Raw genomic sequence first — 17,438 nt, 5'->3', positions numbered from 1 at the left:
TTTTACACTTTATTTAATAATCCCCTGGTAACCCAGAGCCTGAATTGAACTAGCATCATTGCCTTTCTGCGCTGAAATCTTACGAGATAGCCCATCGCAATCAGACCCGTTGCTCCCCACTTTAAAAGCTCCAAAAACAAGCGGTTTGAATAAGCCAATCCCCTATAATTTGTCCTGGTTCGTTCGCTTACTCCAATACCTATGGCCTGAGCCTTTATAAACTCTGTTGTTGTACGTTCAGCCGGAATTATATGATGTACGCTAATCGAAGGAAAATAACAGATCTCCTCACCAGCTTTCCGAATGCGGTTGAAGAGTTCCTTCTCTTCTCCTCCCATCAAATTCCTTCCCATCCTCCCAAGCTCTGTATTGAATTCCCCAAAGCGGTCGAAAACTATCCGTTTAAAAAACATGTTTGCCCCGATTGGATACTTCGCCCCGCGAAATATTCTTTGCTGATCACCGAGATCAATTACTGACACCAATGGTAGAAGAAAACGCCCCATCCAGGCAGGTCTCTCGTCTTCCCAATAGGGGATAATTTTACCTCCACCAGCCAAGCAAGGGGAATTTAAAAAATCATCAATCAAATACCTTACATAATCTTTGCCTGCAATAGCATCATCATCCAAAAAAGCAATTACCTCCCCTTTCGACTCTTTGATTCCCCGATTTCTAGCATATGATAGTCCTTGGCTTTCTTCCAAAACATAACGACAATGAATCCGGGGATTTGTCCTTTTAAATTCTGAAAATATTGCCGCAGTTTGGTCGGTAGAATTATTATCAACAAAAACCAGTTCAAACTCATTCGAATGAGCTGTCTGCGCTGCTATAGATCTCAAACAATGACCAATGAACTTTTCCCGATTGTATGTACACACAATTATGCTGACCATTCCAATAAATTAACTTTGTAAAGGTAGCAAATCGCTTTAAACCCGGAATTCAACGCATCCAATAATTTTGTTGCCAATAAATATGCAAGTTGCCCTTTTCCTGTTATTTTTAGGCAACCTTAATGCTGAAAATGAAATTTAACGACCTTAACAAGCAATACCAAGCCTACCGCCCCGAAATTGATGCAGCCATCCAGTCGGTGATCGAATCGGCTTCGTTTATTCATGGCAAAGAGATTGAACTTTTAGAGGAAGAACTGGCTGCTTTCGCGGGCGTAAAACATGCGCTGGCGTGCAGCTCCGGAACCGATGCCCTTTTACTCTCGCTCATGACGCTTGACTTGCAGCCAGGCGATGAGGTGATTTGCCCGGCATTTAGCTTTATCGCTTCGGCATCAATGGTCAGTTTTTGCAAAGCGCGCCCGGTTTTTGTGGATGTTTCGCCGATCGATTTCAACATCGACATCACGAAAATTGAGGCCAAAATAACGCCGCGCACCAAGGGTATTATTGCCGTTTCGCTTTTCGGGCAATGTGCCGATTTTGAAGCCATCAACCAGATTGCCAAAAGTCATGGGCTTTGGGTCATTGAAGATGGCGCACAATCGTTTGGCGCCACGTATCACGGGCAGCGCTCCTGCTCGATGACTGATATAGCCACCACCAGCTTTTTTCCAGCCAAACCGCTGGGCTGCTACGGCGATGGTGGTGCTATTTTTGCCAACAACGACGAGTGGGCTGCCAAGCTAAAAATGCTTCGCTCGCATGGACAGGAGCAACGATACCAACACAAGCTCATCGGCATTAACGGGCGGATGGACACGCTGCAAGCCGCAATTTTACGGGTGAAGCTGAAATACTTTGAAAAGGAAATCAAAAACCGGCAACAAGCGGCAACGCTTTATTCAAACCTGCTGAAGGGACAGGTGCTTTTACCCGAGGTGGCTGATGGCCGCGAAAGCTCCTGGGCACAATTCACCGTCATGATTGAAAACCGTGATCTGGTTCGCGAAAAGTTGGCCGAAAAGGGAATTCCAACGACCGTGCACTATCCCATAATTCTGCCAAAGCAAGAGGCATTTCGCGATGATGTTTTAAGCGACGAACGGTTTGAAGTGGCCGAATTGCTTTCCGAAACCGTGCTTTCGCTGCCCATTCACGGGTTTATTACCGAAGAAGAAATTAAACTCGTATGCCATGAACTCATTGAATTGCTGGAAGATCAACCGCAGAGGCGCGAAGACGCAGAGAAAGTATTAAACTTAGCGCCCTTGCGACTCCGCGGTGAAAATAGAAAGTGAAAATGAAATTAACCGCAAAGACACAGAGACGCAGAGAAAAATTGAACTTTGCGCCTTCGCGACTCTGCGGTAAAATATAAACTGAAAATAATATCAACCGCAAAGACACAGAGACGCAGAGAATTATTAAACTTAGCGCCCTTGCGACTCCGCGGTAAAAATTAGAAACCGCAAAGACGCAGAGACGCAGAGAATAATTATTCTTTGCACCGTCGCGACTCCGCGGTGAAAAAAAAAAAAAAGAATGACAAACACTGAGCTAAATAATTTTTCGAAGCTAATCCTTGATGCCGCGATCACAGTCCATCGTGAAATGGGCCCGGGTTTGCTGGAGTCTGTTTATGAACTTTGCCTCTTGAAAGAGCTGCAAATCAGAGGCATTAAAGCAAGCAATCAGGTGCCAGTTCCGTTATTTTATAAAAGCGAAAACCTGAACAAAGATTTCAGAATCGATCTATTGGTGGAAAATGAAATCATTATTGAACTGAAGGCCGTTGATTACATTTTGCCTGTCCACGAGGCACAAATTATTTCTTACTTAAAACTGACCGGCAAGAAACTAGGTTTGTTAATTAACTTTAATGTTCCGTTACTTAAAGATGGATTTAAGCGATATGTCAATAATTTTTAAATGAAACAACCGCAGAGACGCAGAGAAAGTATTAATCTTTGCGCCTTTGCGACTCCGCGGTGAAAAAAAACGATAAAAATGGACAAATCCTACTTTGCACATGAAACAGCCATCATTGACGCGGGTGCCAACATTGGCTCCGGCACCAAAATATGGCATTTCAGTCACCTGATGTCCGGAGCTCAAATCGGGCAAGACTGCGTTTTAGGACAAAACGTTTTTGTGGGGGGAAAGGCCCGCATTGGCAATCGTGTGAAAATTCAAAACAACGTCAGTGTTTACGATTCGGTGATTCTGGAAGACGATGTATTTTGTGGACCAAGCTGCGTATTTACCAATGTGGTCAATCCGCGTGCATTTATTGAACGAAAAACCCAATTTCAGGAAACCCGCGTTGAACGTGGCGTTTCGATTGGTGCCAACGCAACCATCGTATGTGGTGTAAAGATTGGTCAGTATGCCCTAATCGGTGCGGGAGCGGTCGTCACCAAAAATGTAATGCCTTTTGCTCTGATGGTTGGCGTTCCGGCCATTCAAACCGGCTGGGTGAGCCGTGTGGGAGCAACATTGGATGAAACGCTGACTTGCCCCGAAACCGGTGAAAAATACGAGATAAAAGACGGACGATTGATCCAATCCTTCTAAAAAACATCAAAATGAACGCAAACCAAACCGGAAAAACATTTGGACTGATTGGAGTAGCCGGCTACATTGCTCCCCGCCACATCCATGCGATTAAAGAAACAGGCGGAAATCTATGTGCCGCCCTGGATAAGTTCGACAGCGTGGGTATTCTGGACCGGTATTTCCCCGAGGCCAGCTTTTTTCTGGAGCCCGAACGCTTCGACCGCTACCTGTACAAACGGCAGCGCCAAGGCAATCCGCTGGATTTCATTTCCATTTGCTCGCCCAACTACCTGCACGACGCCCACATCCGGATGGCACTGCGGAACGGCTCCGACGCCATTTGCGAAAAACCGCTGGTGCTGAATCCCTGGAATGTCGATGCTCTGGAGCAGCTGGAACAAGATACCGGTCAACAGATCTACAACATCCTTCAATTAAGATTGCATCCGGCCATTGTTGCCCTGAAAGAAAAGATTGAGAAGGAATCGGGGAAAATGTACGAGGTTGATTTAACTTACGTGACTTCGCGCGGAAAATGGTACCAGGAGAGCTGGAAAGGCGATATCGCAAAATCGGGCGGAATCGCCACCAACATCGGCATTCACTTTTTCGATATGCTGCAATGGATTTTTGGTGGCGCTCAGCAAAGCACGGTTCACCTTCACCAAGCAGACCGGGCAGCAGGTTTTTTACAACTGAAAAAGGCCCGCGTGCGTTGGTTTTTAAGCCTCAACTTTGACGACATTCCGCAGCCAGCCAGAGGAAACGGGTTCCAAACCTATCGTTCGGTTACCGTTGATGGAGAAGAAATAGAGTTCAGCAACGGATTTACCGACCTGCACACGCAAAGCTACCAGCACATTTTAAGCGGACACGGCTTTGGCCTTGATGATGCCCGCCCCTCGATTTCCATGGTCCACGAAATCCGAAACAGCCAGCCACAGGGCCTCACCGGCGACTCTCATCCACTTTTGAAGCAATAGAAAAGCCGCTTCTGGGGGGAAGCGGCTATTTGGTGTTTGCTGTTTTATTATTAAAACATGGGGTTAATTGAGAATATTCTTGTATTGACTGTTGACTAATTCAGGAAGAAATCCGGCAATTAAATCCAGGGCTTTCTGACGGTCAACTTTCGATAAGCTGATCACTTCCTGCCTGCCAAGCTCTTGTGCATTAACCACCTGTGCATTCAGATTTTCGGGTACGATCATATCGGTTACTTTCATTGCCCGTGCTCCAAAGCCCTTCTCAGAGTTCACATACTTCACTTCAAAATAATTGGTGCGGATGATATATTCTTCCCCTTTTTTGGTTTCTTTCAGCAAAACCTGAACAGGACGTTTTGATTCGCCATAGGTGATTTCCCAACTTTGCTGATAAGCTTTTGAAGGTTCAAAATTTTCTTTAGAGGAAATTTTATAATCATCAACAAAAGTCGTTTCTCCGCCAGCAAATACGCTTAAAGAGCTTACAAACAAAGCAACAAATAAAAAGCTGATCATTCTGTTATTCCTTTTCATGACAAATTGTTTTAAAGATTTATTGTTGTTTTCAACACTGGCAAAAATAGCTTGGTAAAAATCCTTAAAACCTGACAAAACGCATGGTTTATTTTTGTTAAAAAGAATCAACTTTCAATTTGAAAGTAAAAAATCAATTATTAATCACAAAAAATAACTTTGAGTGAAATTAAAGGCCATGAAATCAAAAAAAGAAGCCAAACATCTTATGGTTTTTAAAAAACATGCTCTACAGCATATATCCTTTTTTTAGGGAGCATACAGGAATATATAAATAGAATAATACCCAAGTGATGCTTGTCGATGACAAAATATAAGACAAGCGAAATAGCCACTTTTAAATTGAAAGCAAAATAGCATATTTTAAAAAATGAACTCCGATATAAAAGCAAAAGGTCAACGATTATGATATTTTAGGCATTGAAATGAAGCGCCACGAACACGCTCCTCTTCTCCCCTGCTAGCAAGCGTGGATTGCTTGCTAAAATGCGCGGATCGATTACAAAATTGTGCGGATTGCTTGCTAAAATACGCGGATTGCTTACTAAAATACGCGGATAGCTTACTAAGCTACGCGGATAGCCTGCTAAAATACGCAGATAGCTTACTAAATTGCGCGGATTGCTTGCTAAAATGCGCGGATAGCTTGCTAAAATACGCGAATAGCTTACTAAAATGCGCGGATTGCTTGCTGAAATGTGCGGACCGATTGCTAAAATACGCGGATTGCTTACTAAAACACGGGAATCACTTGCTAAACGACAGTAATAGCTTACTAAATGATGGGAATAGCCTGCTATACAGCGGAAACTGCTTGCTATAACATGGGAAAAAGCTGCTAAACGACGGGGAAAGCTTACCATGCTACGGCCCAAATAAGAAAGAGGCTATCCTCAAAGGACAGCCTCTTTCATGCAAGCCATATAGCCAGCGACTACTTTTTCTTCTTTTTCGTCACAAAATAAATACCTGCTCCAACCACGATCACAGCAACAACAATCAATACGGTGGTGGTTGAAGAGCTTCCCTGGTCTTCTTCGGCTTCGTAAAATACCGGATCCATGTCATCAATCGACAGCGTATCCTCCATTTCAAACAGGTCTTCTTCTGGCTCCTGTGCAGCCACAGGGCTCCATGCTCCTACGGTAAGCATACCGAAAAGCGCTAAAATCAATAGTACTTGTTTCATCTTATTCCTCCTTAGTTATTATTATCTAATTAAATGTATTCAGATATTCCCAGTACTTATCCACAATTTCGGGATGAGTTTCCTGGTATGTTTCGGCCAACGCACGGATTGCGGGCTTATATTTCGGATAAATCCGCAAGCAAGTTTTGAGCAGCTCCCGGGCTCGTTCCGGCTGGGTTTGCTCATAAATGCCAGCCAGCTCAACATAGGCACTGAAAAATTTGGGGTTCACCTCCAGCAGGTGTTCAAAATAGTACTTGGCCACCACCATATCGTTTTCCTGGGAGGCAAGCTGCCCCATCAGTTTCAGAGCCGGCTCATAATTCGGATTTACTGCCAAGGCTGCCTCAAGCGCTTCTTTGGCCTCCTTCTTTTTACCTTGCAAACTTAGGGTTTTTCCCAATCGATAATAAATATGCTCGTCTTTTTTGTAATGAATCAATGCTTTCTTAAAGTTATCTTCAGCTAAGGCATAGTTCTCATTATTATACGCTTCAAGGGCAAGGTAGGAAGCTTTTGTCCTTCGCTTGACCACCGCACACACCGGCACATCGTCCACTTCAACCACGTGGATCGTTCCTTCGGGTGGGAAATTTCCGTTGGTCAACTGGCCCGGCTGAATGTAGCTGTTGCCAACAATCGCATAATCCCAATTTCTATCATTTCGAAACTGGTACTGAAACTGTTCGAACCGAAGATTGGGATGATCGCGCAAATACCATTTTACGGGAAAATTACTGCCGACCACCACGCGACCTTTCAAGTTATTTTCATCCAGATAGCCGCTCAGCCACTCCGCGCCACTTCGCATGGAGTGATAGTAATAGTCGGTTTCGTACTTCCCGTAAGCTCCTTTCAGTCCGCCAACCAACTGATTGTAGTACAAATAATAATACGGATGAGATTGGGCCATAAACCTAACCGGATGCATGAGCAAGGCGGCAAAAACAACGACAAGGGCAATCTTCATCCATTTCAACTTCGCCTGAAGCAAAAACTCATGGATGCCGATAGCGGCCAAAATTACCAAGCCCGGGTACACAAACTGAAAATGGCGCCACGCCCCGTAAAGATTGGCTTTCAGCAAAATAACATACAACACGGGAAAAACGGTAGTGAAAATCAGGAAGCCGTAAGTTAACCGGTGCTTTTCGCGAATGAGCGATTTCGAATAAAAAAGAAATAAGGCCAGGCCAGCAAAAACTACCAGCGGAATGGTAATCAGCATATACTTGGGCAAGTAATACCAAGGCTTCAGGTCGGACCAAACAAACTGGCCATCAAAAATCTGGCGAATGGTTGTCGGGAAATCGGTCATCACCTGGTACGATCTCCACGGGTTGACAAGTGGATTTTGAAGGGCGTACGGCCACAGCAAAAGGCCTAGCAAATACCCTGCAGCCGAAAACACCAGCAGCTTAACAAACGTGCGCTGCACATCGGCCCATTTTATTTCTCTTCGGTCGAAGTACACAACCACATAGAAGAGTACTCCGGCGAAGAGCAAATAAAAGGCTAATAAGATTCCTCCTGCCCTGATACTGACGGAAAAAGCAATACTCGCAATTAAAAGTGAAATCGAAATTGTTGAGCTTGACTTAAATCTGGCATAGGTTAATTTCAGTGTATAAAACACACCGGCAATATAGGCCAGGGCAAAAGGAATGTCTTTTAAATTATTTTGTAGGTGCCCGAGAAAACGGGGCGAAATGGCAAACAGAACAAGGGTGATGATTCCCGCACGGTAACCCTTTAGCCAAACAGCAAACCAGGCGGCTACAAAAATACACAGCCAACCAATAAAACTGCTAAACAAATGACGAAAGCTATACACATCTTCAATGCCAAACCAATGAATCAGAATGGTGGCCAGGTTGTCGGGGGTTTGCCCGTAATATTGAAGATGGGTTTTGGGAGTATTCAAGGCATCGCGGTCCTTGCCAAAAGTGGCGAAGTACTCGAAAACTTCCTCCGAATGTAAATAATGAACCTCCTCGTCACCCGAAATTCCGGCATCGCGGCTAATGAACAGCAAGCTCACCAGCAATAAAAATGCAGAAGCAAAAAATAATATTTTCAGGTGACTTTCACGCATTATTTTTCTTCTTCGAATTGATAAATCTTTTTGATAAAATACAAAGGGCGCTTTTGCGACTCTTTATAAATCCGGTAAACATACTCGCCCACAACGCCAAGGAAAATCAACTGGATTGATCCCAGGAAATAGATGCTCAAAACGGTTGACGACCACCCCGGCAAAGCAAAGCCCGCGAACTTAGCGGCCAGCACGTAAATGCCTGCCAGCATAAAAACAACGGTTCCAATCATTCCCAGTATAAGGCAAAGCCGGATCGGAAACTTCGAAAATGAAAAAATCGCGTCAGCGGCCAGTACAAAGAGTTTTCCCATGGTCATTTTAGGCTCTCCCTGCAAGCGGTCTTCGCGCACATAAGCAACCGAACCTTGTTTAAACCCAACAAAACTGCGCAATCCGGGCAAATAGCGCACCCGTTCTTCCATCGACAGAAGCGCCGTCAATGCTTTTCTGTTCATCATCGAAAAGTTGCCGGCATTTTCCAGGTCATCAATATTGGCCACAGTTTTAAACAGGTAGTGAAAAACCCCTGTCAACCAGTTTTTGGCTTTGTTTCCTTTGCGGGCCGACCGCGTGCCATTGACAATGTCGTAATCTTCTTTGGTCAGCTTTTGATGCATCTGCAGCAACAGCTCAGGCGGATCCTGCAAATCGCCGTCCATCATGGCCACATAATCCCCCGAGGCGTTTTCCAGACCCGCGGTAAACGCTGCCTGGTGGCCAAAGTTTTTGGAAAGTTCGATGACTTTTATCCGCTGGTCGCGCTGTTGGTATTTTATCAACTTATGCAAACTGGTGTCTATGCTTCCGTCATCAACCAAAATCAATTCAAAATCAGGCGCAATCTGCTCCAGCGCCTTGATTGTGCGGGGAACCAATTCGTCAATCAGTTCTTCTTCGTTGAATATGGGAACCACCAGTGAGATCATAATCTATTTCCTTTTAGGTTTACTATTTCTCTGTGCTGCCTGTTTTTTGAAAGGGAAAGCCCGAAGGCTTCCCCAATCCTGGTCTATCAAGGTTTAGGTGGCTTGATTGTCAACATCAAGCTTTATGCGGAGTTCCCGGCACAGGTACCGGAAATTCCATTTCTACGGGGCCGAACTTAATTTCTTTCGGTCCTAAATCCATATCTGATTTAAAAATTTCGTCCCAGGTCACTTTTTGCCCGGTATAAGCTGCCGTACGCCCCATGATGGCTGTCAGGGTTGAATTGGCCGTCTGCTCAGCTTCATTCACATACTCCCCCGTCCGAATGGCATGTACCAAGTGCATGTGTTCCTGCACGTAGGGTGGAATCTTCACTTTGTTCATCGGCTGTCCATCGTCGCCAAGCGGATATTCGAATTTCCATTTCACCGATCCATCCAGGTTCCAGATGGTATTCTGACAGTTGGTGTAACCTTCCGTTCCCACCACCATTTCACCCGTTCCGTTGGCGCAATTGTCAATCTGACGGCTCATGCTGTGTGAGCTGACCCCATTTCCATAGTCAAAATCAATGCTGAAAAAGTCATATTGATCACCGGTCAGACGTCGTGCGCGACCACCATAACCGATAGCACTCTCAGGTGTTCGACCAACAAACCAGTTCACCACATCAATGTTGTGCACATGCGTATCCAGAATGTGGTCGCCACACAACCAGCAGAAGTTATTCCAATTCCGAACCATGTAGGTCATGTCGTCCCAACCCTCTTCGCGTGTGCGAAACCAAACATGATTCTGATTCCAATAGGCTTTGGCAGATGTAATTTTTCCGATCGCACCATTGGCTACTTGCTTGTAGGTTTCGATGTAATCTTCCTGATGGCGGCGCTGGGTGCCGGTAACCACATTCAGCCCAATGGCCTGTGCTTTTTTTGCGGTGGCAATCACCGAACGGATTCCAACCGGATCAACAGCCATGGGTTTTTCCAGAAAGGCATGTTTCTGCTGCTTCACGGCCTCTTTGAAATGCTCGGGGCGAAACTGGGGAGGCGTAGCCAACAGAACAACGTCGACCTCTTCAAGAGCCATGAGTTTTTTATAGGCATCAAACCCAACAAAACAGTTTTCCTCCGGAATTGGCCGTTTGTAATCGGCAAACCTTTTCCGGCAAGCATCAATCTTATCCTGAAAAACGTCGGCTAAAGCCACAATCTCCAAATCGGGACCAGCACTGATAAAGTTGATAGCCGCTCCGGTTCCGCGATTTCCGGCACCAACCAAGCCGGCACGAAGCTTTTTCCCGGCAGGTGCAGCCTTTAAGATGGGTGGCAAGCCCAAAGCATCAGCTCCTTTTGAGTTTTTGCAAGATGAAAGAAACGCTCCTGCTCCAATTGCGCCAATTCCTGCCAATGCAGTTGTTGCTTCCAAAAACCGGCGCCGGTTAATATTTTTCGATTGTTTTGTCATTGCTCAGTCCTTATTTTGTTACTCAATTGTCTCATCTACTTCACAAACTACGCGGAAACCAACTTCCACGACATCAGAATACCACCAAATTGATTTTGGCATCTGCGGATCAGTCATCAGCCAGGCTTTGGTTTTGGTGAAATCACGCGCTGCCGAACGCACATCTTTGGCATCGCTACTGAAAGAGCCACCCCGAATCACATGCTCACGCCCTTTGGCTGGCCCCCTTGGATTCACGACGAGCTGCTGTTCGGAGTATGTCTGATAAATATTGGAATCGTAATAATCCAGGCAAAATTCAGCCACATTGCCCGGCAGGTTTTTCAAACCAAAAGCGTTGGCTTGCACTTCATCCGGATATTTTGTCATTCCACGACTGTTCTGTTCATAAGCCACGTACGAATTAATCGTGGTCGTATCCGGTGAAAACACTTTTCGAAGAATCCCCTTCGATGAATAGTCTTTGGGACTTCCTTCAAACGGATAGGGCGTTTGAGTTCCGGCCCGGCAGGCGTACTCCCACTCGGCTTCCGTAGGCAAGCGGTATTTCTTTCCGGTTTTTTGACTCAGCCAGCGGCAATACGTATTGGCAGCATGCCAGCTCATGGTAATGGCCGGGCGCGCTCCACGTCCCCAGCCTTGGTCGGGCGCACCCCAAGGCGGCGTTGGTCCCGTGATACCATCCACTTCTTCGTCAACCGCTACCTCTTCCTTACGCCCCTGCGACGAAGTAGCATTGAAAAATGCCAGATATTCTTCCCAACTCACTTCAACTTTTCCCATCCAGAAATTCGAAACCTGGGCTTGAAAAACAGGCCCTTCATCTTCGTCACGCAGCGGTTCATCCTTCGGACTTCCCATTTGAAAAGTCCCGCCGGGAACGGCAACCATCTCAAACGAAACGCTGGTACCGGGAATTTTTTCCGTAAAATTTTCAAATGACTCCACGCTGGCAGGTTCTTCGTAAATCTGAACGTCTTCCTTTGCTAACTGCCCAAAGCTTAAGTTATGCTCGTGTTTCGCATTCGGATCGTGATGCCCAACATGCAAGTGGCAATTGATGCAACGCAGTTCTTCTTTACTTGTCAGATAATACAAATGGGCATCATCTCCTTCGGGAGAAAGCGTTGTTGGAAACAGATTCTGGTGGCACTTCAGGCAAGCGTCCTTGTAAACAAATTTTTTGGCATTTTCCAGCTTTCGCTTTTCTTCCCAATTATAATCGGCACTGTCCTTAAACAACATACCATACACATCTTTGAAACCATGCTTGGCTTTTGCAGCCAAATGTCCATGCCCTTTGGGAGGAAGGTGACACTCGACACAATGCACGATCACTCCGGATTTGTTATTATAATGAGTTGAAAGCCTCCAACTCTGTTCTGCATGCGGATGCACGTGGCACGACATACAGTAGTCATCGGTTGAAGTGTACTCCATCGCTTTATTTCCCAAGCTGATTACCACTACGCAAGCTATTGCTCCTAGTAAAATAAAACCAGCGTACAGGCGTTTTCCAGTCAACTTTTTTCTCAACTTCAATTTCATCCGGGGTCCGATTATAGTTTTAGTTTTCAATAAGACCCAAATCTAACTGAAGGCAATTACCAGCCCGTTAACCCCTGCTTATATGCCGATTATTAGAGGGTTAATTGGTGGGTTAATTTTGTGTTCTATAGCATTTATACAGATTCACAAAGTGCTGATAAAGAAAGACAACAAAGATTAATTAAAAAAATTAACCCTTTTAAAATCGATGTTAGGACTTGAGTAAATCTTCAAAGGTTAGTGCCAGCTTTTCACCGTACGATTCTTCGTACAGAACGGCATATTTCTCGTAGGTGTACTTGGCAGTATTCATATTATTCTGCAACACCAAGGCACGAAGCTTATAAGATAAGGCCTGGTCATTGACCGGGTCGGTCAGGAGAATCCGATCTGCCAGTTTCAGTATTAATTCATGGTCGTTGTCAGGTTCGAGCAAAAGGATAAACTTTAGCAAATTGTCGACGATACTATTGCCAACATGCCCTTTATAATCATCAAGCCAATCGAGAGATTCATCTTTGAACACTTCGCCCGAACGAATTATTCGATAAAAATCAGGATAAAACGCGGGATCTTTTTCCTTGCTTTCATTCAAGAGGTTCAGGCACTCTACATAGTCGCAATAAACCGTATTACCAAACCGGATCGTCCAGCAATCAACATTAAAAACAACTTCCACCTCATCCAGCCTTTCCAGAATAATCCGCAACTTACGAATGGTCACTCCGCGACTGTTTTTCGCGTTCTGATAGCTCAGATCCGGCCACAAAATACGCGACAGTTCTTTGGTTGATATGCCCTTTCGGTGATGCTGCGAATAAACCAGAATGAGCAGAAACAACTGCTTGATCTTCGGTGTGAATTGTCCGGTAATATCCACTTCGTCTTTATCAACCACCCGAAAATCGCCAAAAAGCTGGATGAAGTTTTTACCGGGATAGTCACTTTGTCTGTCGTCCAGCTCTTTTAGCTTTTCAACCGGCATCAGTCGCCTGCGTCCTAAACGTGCTGGCAGCTTCAAATAGATCAGCAGCAAAAAGAGCAAGGACAGCACGATCACACCCATTTTGGACAACAAAGGATAGCGCAAAAACAAGTTGCGACTTTGCGCCAAATCCATTAAATCCCTGCTCAAACTCCAGATTTCTTCTTCTCCCAATGTGCGCGACCAAATGACCAGATCATCAATTTCGCCATTCATGTGGGTACTCGAATTGTACCCCGCCATGCCTATATAAATGCTCTCGCGCCCTTTGTAGGACGGGTGTCCCAGCGAACGGCTATCGAGTTTACCATCAACAAAAATCGCCTGTTCGCCTGTCAATTTATTGTATCGCCATACCAAGTGATACCACTTCCCGGGCTCAATGGTCGTCTTGCCCTCCAAGTCGTTGGCATAAAAACCAAAATAGGGTTTACGGTTGCGCAAAACCAGGTGAATGGACTGCTGGTAAGAACTTCCTTTGGTTCCGATAATACTAATATCCCGATCTTCCACATTGTAATCGCGGATTTTCACCCAGGCCGAAACCGTAAAATCATGATCACGCAACTTCAAATCCTCAGCTTTGGGAAGCACAATATGACTCTCCTTTCCAAAAACGGCTACCATGTTCCGATCCGGATCATTCTGATAATGAACGCCCAAATCCTTTCCATTGAATCCGTTGTTGCTGTAATCCATGGAGCCGTTTTCGAAGGAGTAATAAGCCTCCAGGTCTTCTGTAATATCGAGGGGAACAGCGACAAAATGCTGCAATTTACTTTGCTCTGGCTCTTCAAAAACAACTGTTTCCGGCTTAAATTGATAGCCTGGGCTTCGGGGTGTCAACACCAGGGTTTCGCCCGGCCCCACCGGAAAGGAATACTTTCCACTCGTTAAGCTGTTGGTTCCTTCCCAACTCACATAGCTAAGCCTTTGTGCGTTAAATGTCACTGTTCCTTTTACCGTTTGAAAACTCCGCAACTGATACAGCACCTGAATAATCCACGATTGGTAACGGTCGAGCATGATGAAATTGGGGGTTTTACCGGTACTTTTCCACACATTTTTCACGTGTTCGATCAGATAAGGATTCTGGGTTGTGTTGAAAAAAGATTCCTCAGGCAACCCGGCTCTCCTCGGAAGATTATAATCGTTATAAATCAGCAAACTATTCTTCGGGTCACCTTTCAGGTATTCACCAATAAAATCAGGCGCCTCCAAAATTGAGAAATAGGGTTCAACAGCATAATCCCACACGTAATGCAGCCACTCCGGGCTATTGCGATGTTCCTGCATTTTGAAAATAACCACCCGCTTTCCGGTTTCAACCATATCGCGCAAAGTAGGCCATTCATCTTCGCTTTCATTAATATAGAGGTAGGGCCGGATACCTGATTGATCAACAACATCAGTCAGTTCATTCACATTGACGTTAAAGTCCAAAAACAAAGTCAGGATCTTGTCCGGATTGTTCTCCAGGTGTTCACGAATAGTAATTAGTTGATCCAGAAATGGAGTTGAATGTCCGTAAGCGTTGAGCAACATCAGCTGATTCTGTTGCCGCTCCCATTCCAGGTAGAAGCGAAAACCACCGATATTGGCATCAAGCAACTGCTGAACCGATTGGTTTTCCTTGAGGGTGGCATCCGTTCCGGAGTAGTTGGAAATGACAAAAATGCTTTCGTCATAATGTCTAAAGACCACATCCTCAGCTGCCCGACCAGTGCCAGCTGCGAACCAAAAAGCAAAAAAAAGGAAAATATATTTTATCTGTTTCTGATTTTTCATAAAAAATGAAAACAAAAGCCATTCAATTTTTTGGTCAAACAAAGATATAAAAAGGCTTGAATCATGGCGATAGCTTTTAAGCCGGATTGAAATCCCAACATAAATCAGACCGTTTTCTTCAGAATTTGAAAATCGAACTATTTTTTTTCTATTTTTGTGGCTCAGAAGGGCTGTTAGCTCAGTTGGTTTAGTCCGCCAGCTGGCGGATGACAGGGTGGCGTCACTGGTTCGAATCCAGTACAGATGGTTGTAAATTGAAAGTTTTTAGTTCACTGAAATACAAACGAATTTAGAAGGGCTGTTAGCTCAGTTGGTTTAGAGCATTACCTTGACAGGGTAGGGGTCACTGGTTCGAATCCAGTACAGCCCACTTCGGACAGACTACAAATCGAATCAAAATCCAGTAAATGAGTCATTTATTGGATTTTTTATTTTTTTCTCAAGCCAAAATAATCCAATCAAATTCAATGTTCTGGTGAGTGATCCGGTGAGTGATTTTTTTATGTTATCTTTACTCACCAGCACCGCTGTAATAATCTGAATTACTGAACAATGCTTTCTTGAAACTCATGATCTGATCCATCCAAAACACCACATTTTGGATCATTCTTCAGGAAGTTTCAGTGAGCAAACAATCAGGATGTGATATTGCACTTGAAATCAAGCCAAATTTAATGGACATGGAATCGACACAATCATTTGGAGTACAGTTTGTAACACGATCGAACGATGGCAAATCCAATCTGACTATTTACGCCCGAATTACGGTCAATGGTTCGAGGTCAGAAATTTCACTGAAGCAAAGAGTCGAACCTAACGACTGGAACGCTAGCGCCGAAAAAGGCAGAGGAAGGAGCCAAAGAGTTAAAGAACTAAACGATTTTCTGGAGAAAGTTCGAACAAAACTTAATAATATCTATCGAGAGCTAATGGTGGAAGGTGATCTACCCACGGCTATCATGATCAAAAACCACTTTCTGGGCATCCAAGAGGCCGGGAATACAATCCTGGATGCTTTCACCTATCATAGACAGGTGTGCCATCGATCCATATCTCCCAATACGTTTGCCCATTATAACACCACAGAAAAATACATCAAAGAATTTCTGATGACCAAATACAGTACGAAAGACCTCACTCTCAGAAAAATAAACTACAAATTTATCACTGATTTTGAATATTTCCTGCGAAACAGGCAACCGATTGATCACCAAAAGCCAATGCAAAACAATGGGGTAATGAAGCATATTCAGCGGCTTCGGAAAGTGGTACGATTAGCTCAGAAGCTGGACTGGCTCAAAAACGACCCTTTCAGTCATTACGAAATCAAATTCAAAAAAACGGACAGAGGCCATCTTGAAGCAGATGAACTTCAACGAATTGAGAAACTTAAGTCCAATCTTCAACGCCTGGTATTGGCCAAAGATTTATTCATTTTCAGCTGCTACACGGGTCTGTCCTATATTGATGCAATCAGATTGAAACCAGACGACATCCACCTTGGGACAGATGGAAACCACTGGGTTATTTCGACCAGACAAAAAACCGGCACTCCAATAAGGATTCCGATACTTCCCAAGGCGTGGGAAATCATCCAAAACTACAGCAACAATCCGCGGTCGAGATTCAGTGGAACCATTTTCCCTGTGATCTCAAATCAGAAACTCAACAGTTATCTAAAGGAAGTCGCTGATCTTTGTGGTATCAACAAGAACTTGACCTTTCATCTAGCGAGGCATACTTTTGCTACCACCGTGACCCTGAGTAACGGTGTCCCAATAGAATCGGTCTCAAAAATGCTCGGGCATACATCAATAAAAACAACACAAATTTATGCGCGAATCGTGGATTCGAAGTTGTCTGATGACATGGAGACACTGAAATCAAAACTTAAAACAAAAAGGCCTTTCCAACGACTTTGAACTACCAGGATCAATCTCTTTGTCCAACTTTCCATCGCGCTTATAACGAAGATACCCTCCCGGGTTCCCCAGCCCTCATGATGCGGTGTTTTTAACGGCATGGCTTGCTATTTTCTATCTGATTCAAGTTTTCAAAAAAGAGGGGATGTCTCCTTTTCAGTGCGAAAAGCCCTGCCGGGAGGCACAAGCGTTTTTGTGGAACAAAAACACATCTTGCTACCCCCTCTTTGATCTGAGTTTTGGCAAGACCTCTGATGGTGTGGCAACAAATAATTTCGCACACTGGATGACCAACAAAACGGTGTTGGCGATTCAACTCCTAAAAACATCTGGATCAGCACTCAAAAACCTCACAAGCATCGGGTTTCCGAAAAATCAAAACAAGCTATACGTTCGTCCATTCATGTTGTACCGTTTAAAATCCTCTAAATAGTTAATCCTTATGAACTAATATTTACTGGAGATAATTGTTTTTGTCTAATGATTATAGATCGGAAGAGCACACGTCTGATTTTTTTTTTCGTGGTTTTTTTTTT

At 44.5% G+C, this 17,438-nt stretch carries 14 protein-coding genes and 1 tRNA gene; 6 read left to right on the top strand and 9 right to left on the bottom strand.

Features of this window, described 5'->3' with window-relative positions; translation table 11 throughout:
- Window positions 1–2: 2 nt before the first annotated feature.
- Entirely contained in the window at window positions 3–899 is an 897-nt protein-coding gene (locus NC99_RS14645; protein ID WP_053185125.1) for a glycosyltransferase, read from the bottom strand.
- A 131-nt stretch (window positions 900–1,030) separates the two neighbouring features.
- Between NC99_RS14645 and NC99_RS14640 the strand changes: the two genes are divergently transcribed.
- The 4 genes from NC99_RS14640 (at window position 1,031) to NC99_RS14625 (ending at window position 4,441) form a co-directional block, all read left to right on the top strand.
- On the top strand, window positions 1,031–2,200 hold the full coding sequence (locus NC99_RS14640; RefSeq protein WP_082326502.1) for a DegT/DnrJ/EryC1/StrS family aminotransferase: 1,170 nt from the start codon (window positions 1,031–1,033) through the stop codon (window positions 2,198–2,200).
- A gap of 244 nt (window positions 2,201–2,444) precedes the next feature.
- Window positions 2,445–2,831 carry a GxxExxY protein gene (locus tag NC99_RS14635; protein ID WP_053185122.1) on the top strand — a complete coding sequence of 129 codons (387 nt, stop codon included), beginning with the start codon at window positions 2,445–2,447 and terminating at the stop codon, window positions 2,829–2,831.
- Window positions 2,832–2,909: 78 nt separating this feature from the next.
- A complete protein-coding gene (locus NC99_RS14630; RefSeq protein ID WP_053185119.1) occupies window positions 2,910–3,476 on the top strand; it encodes an acyltransferase in 567 nt (188 codons plus the stop codon).
- Between the two features lie 11 nt (window positions 3,477–3,487).
- Window positions 3,488–4,441, top strand: a complete 954-nt coding sequence (locus tag NC99_RS14625; protein ID WP_053185116.1) for a Gfo/Idh/MocA family protein — start codon at window positions 3,488–3,490, stop codon at window positions 4,439–4,441.
- A gap of 63 nt (window positions 4,442–4,504) precedes the next feature.
- Here NC99_RS14625 and NC99_RS14620 read toward each other — a convergent pair whose 3' ends face one another.
- From NC99_RS14620 to NC99_RS14590, 8 genes are all read right to left on the bottom strand, one after another.
- A complete protein-coding gene (locus tag NC99_RS14620) occupies window positions 4,505–4,978 on the bottom strand; it encodes a hypothetical protein (protein WP_157624935.1) in 474 nt (157 codons plus the stop codon).
- 413 nt (window positions 4,979–5,391) lie between these two features.
- The gene (locus NC99_RS21940) at window positions 5,392–5,841 is read right to left on the bottom strand and encodes a hypothetical protein (RefSeq protein WP_157624933.1); all 450 of its coding nucleotides are present in this window, start codon (window positions 5,839–5,841) and stop codon (window positions 5,392–5,394) included.
- Between the two features lie 71 nt (window positions 5,842–5,912).
- A complete protein-coding gene (locus NC99_RS14615; protein ID WP_157624931.1) occupies window positions 5,913–6,167 on the bottom strand; it encodes an LPXTG cell wall anchor domain-containing protein in 255 nt (84 codons plus the stop codon).
- A 25-nt stretch (window positions 6,168–6,192) separates the two neighbouring features.
- On the bottom strand, window positions 6,193–8,262 hold the full coding sequence (locus NC99_RS14610) for a tetratricopeptide repeat protein (protein WP_053185106.1): 2,070 nt from the start codon (window positions 8,260–8,262) through the stop codon (window positions 6,193–6,195).
- Window positions 8,262–9,191, bottom strand: coding sequence for a glycosyltransferase family 2 protein (locus NC99_RS14605; protein WP_053185103.1), 930 nt, complete (start codon window positions 9,189–9,191; stop codon window positions 8,262–8,264). The genes NC99_RS14610 and NC99_RS14605 overlap by 1 nt, the downstream gene beginning before the upstream one ends.
- Before the next feature lie 115 nt (window positions 9,192–9,306).
- Window positions 9,307–10,659, bottom strand: a complete 1,353-nt coding sequence (locus tag NC99_RS14600) for a Gfo/Idh/MocA family protein (protein WP_082326501.1) — start codon at window positions 10,657–10,659, stop codon at window positions 9,307–9,309.
- A gap of 18 nt (window positions 10,660–10,677) precedes the next feature.
- Entirely contained in the window at window positions 10,678–12,207 is a 1,530-nt protein-coding gene (locus NC99_RS14595) for an SUMF1/EgtB/PvdO family nonheme iron enzyme (protein ID WP_053185100.1), read from the bottom strand.
- 211 nt (window positions 12,208–12,418) lie between these two features.
- Window positions 12,419–14,980 (bottom strand): LamG-like jellyroll fold domain-containing protein, encoded by a 2,562-nt coding sequence (locus NC99_RS14590; protein WP_053185097.1) that lies wholly within the window; start codon window positions 14,978–14,980, stop codon window positions 12,419–12,421.
- 295 nt (window positions 14,981–15,275) lie between these two features.
- On the opposite strand from NC99_RS14590, the gene NC99_RS14585 reads away from it, so the two are divergent.
- A tRNA-Val gene (locus tag NC99_RS14585) sits at window positions 15,276–15,350 on the top strand.
- A 310-nt stretch (window positions 15,351–15,660) separates the two neighbouring features.
- Window positions 15,661–16,902 (top strand): site-specific integrase, encoded by a 1,242-nt coding sequence (locus NC99_RS14580; protein WP_204375020.1) that lies wholly within the window; start codon window positions 15,661–15,663, stop codon window positions 16,900–16,902.
- The last annotated feature ends 536 nt before the right edge of the window (window positions 16,903–17,438 follow it).

The organism is Sunxiuqinia dokdonensis, from assembly GCF_001270965.1.
GTDB classification, from domain to species: domain Bacteria; phylum Bacteroidota; class Bacteroidia; order Bacteroidales; family Prolixibacteraceae; genus Sunxiuqinia; species Sunxiuqinia dokdonensis.
This window is presented reverse-complemented; position numbering and strand designations above follow the sequence as displayed.

Excerpts from the sequence above, each read along its gene's own strand:
- NC99_RS14615 (WP_157624931.1), bottom strand. The coding sequence starts at position 6,167 with ATGAAACAAGTACTATTGATTTTAGCGCTTTTCGGTATGCTTACCGTA.
- NC99_RS14590 (WP_053185097.1), bottom strand. The coding sequence starts at position 14,980 with ATGAAAAATCAGAAACAGATAAAATATATTTTCCTTTTTTTTGCTTTT.
- NC99_RS14645 (WP_053185125.1), bottom strand. The coding sequence starts at position 899 with ATGGTCAGCATAATTGTGTGTACATACAATCGGGAAAAGTTCATTGGT.
- NC99_RS14635 (WP_053185122.1), top strand. The coding sequence starts at position 2,445 with ATGACAAACACTGAGCTAAATAATTTTTCGAAGCTAATCCTTGATGCC.
- NC99_RS21940 (WP_157624933.1), bottom strand. The coding sequence starts at position 5,841 with ATGGTAAGCTTTCCCCGTCGTTTAGCAGCTTTTTCCCATGTTATAGCA.
- NC99_RS14610 (WP_053185106.1), bottom strand. The coding sequence starts at position 8,262 with ATGCGTGAAAGTCACCTGAAAATATTATTTTTTGCTTCTGCATTTTTA.
- NC99_RS14605 (WP_053185103.1), bottom strand. The coding sequence starts at position 9,191 with ATGATCTCACTGGTGGTTCCCATATTCAACGAAGAAGAACTGATTGAC.
- NC99_RS14580 (WP_204375020.1), top strand. The coding sequence starts at position 15,661 with ATGGAATCGACACAATCATTTGGAGTACAGTTTGTAACACGATCGAAC.
- NC99_RS14600 (WP_082326501.1), bottom strand. The coding sequence starts at position 10,659 with ATGACAAAACAATCGAAAAATATTAACCGGCGCCGGTTTTTGGAAGCA.
- NC99_RS14640 (WP_082326502.1), top strand. The coding sequence starts at position 1,031 with ATGAAATTTAACGACCTTAACAAGCAATACCAAGCCTACCGCCCCGAA.
- NC99_RS14630 (WP_053185119.1), top strand. The coding sequence starts at position 2,910 with ATGGACAAATCCTACTTTGCACATGAAACAGCCATCATTGACGCGGGT.
- NC99_RS14620 (WP_157624935.1), bottom strand. The coding sequence starts at position 4,978 with ATGAAAAGGAATAACAGAATGATCAGCTTTTTATTTGTTGCTTTGTTT.
- NC99_RS14595 (WP_053185100.1), bottom strand. The coding sequence starts at position 12,207 with ATGAAATTGAAGTTGAGAAAAAAGTTGACTGGAAAACGCCTGTACGCT.
- NC99_RS14625 (WP_053185116.1), top strand. The coding sequence starts at position 3,488 with ATGAACGCAAACCAAACCGGAAAAACATTTGGACTGATTGGAGTAGCC.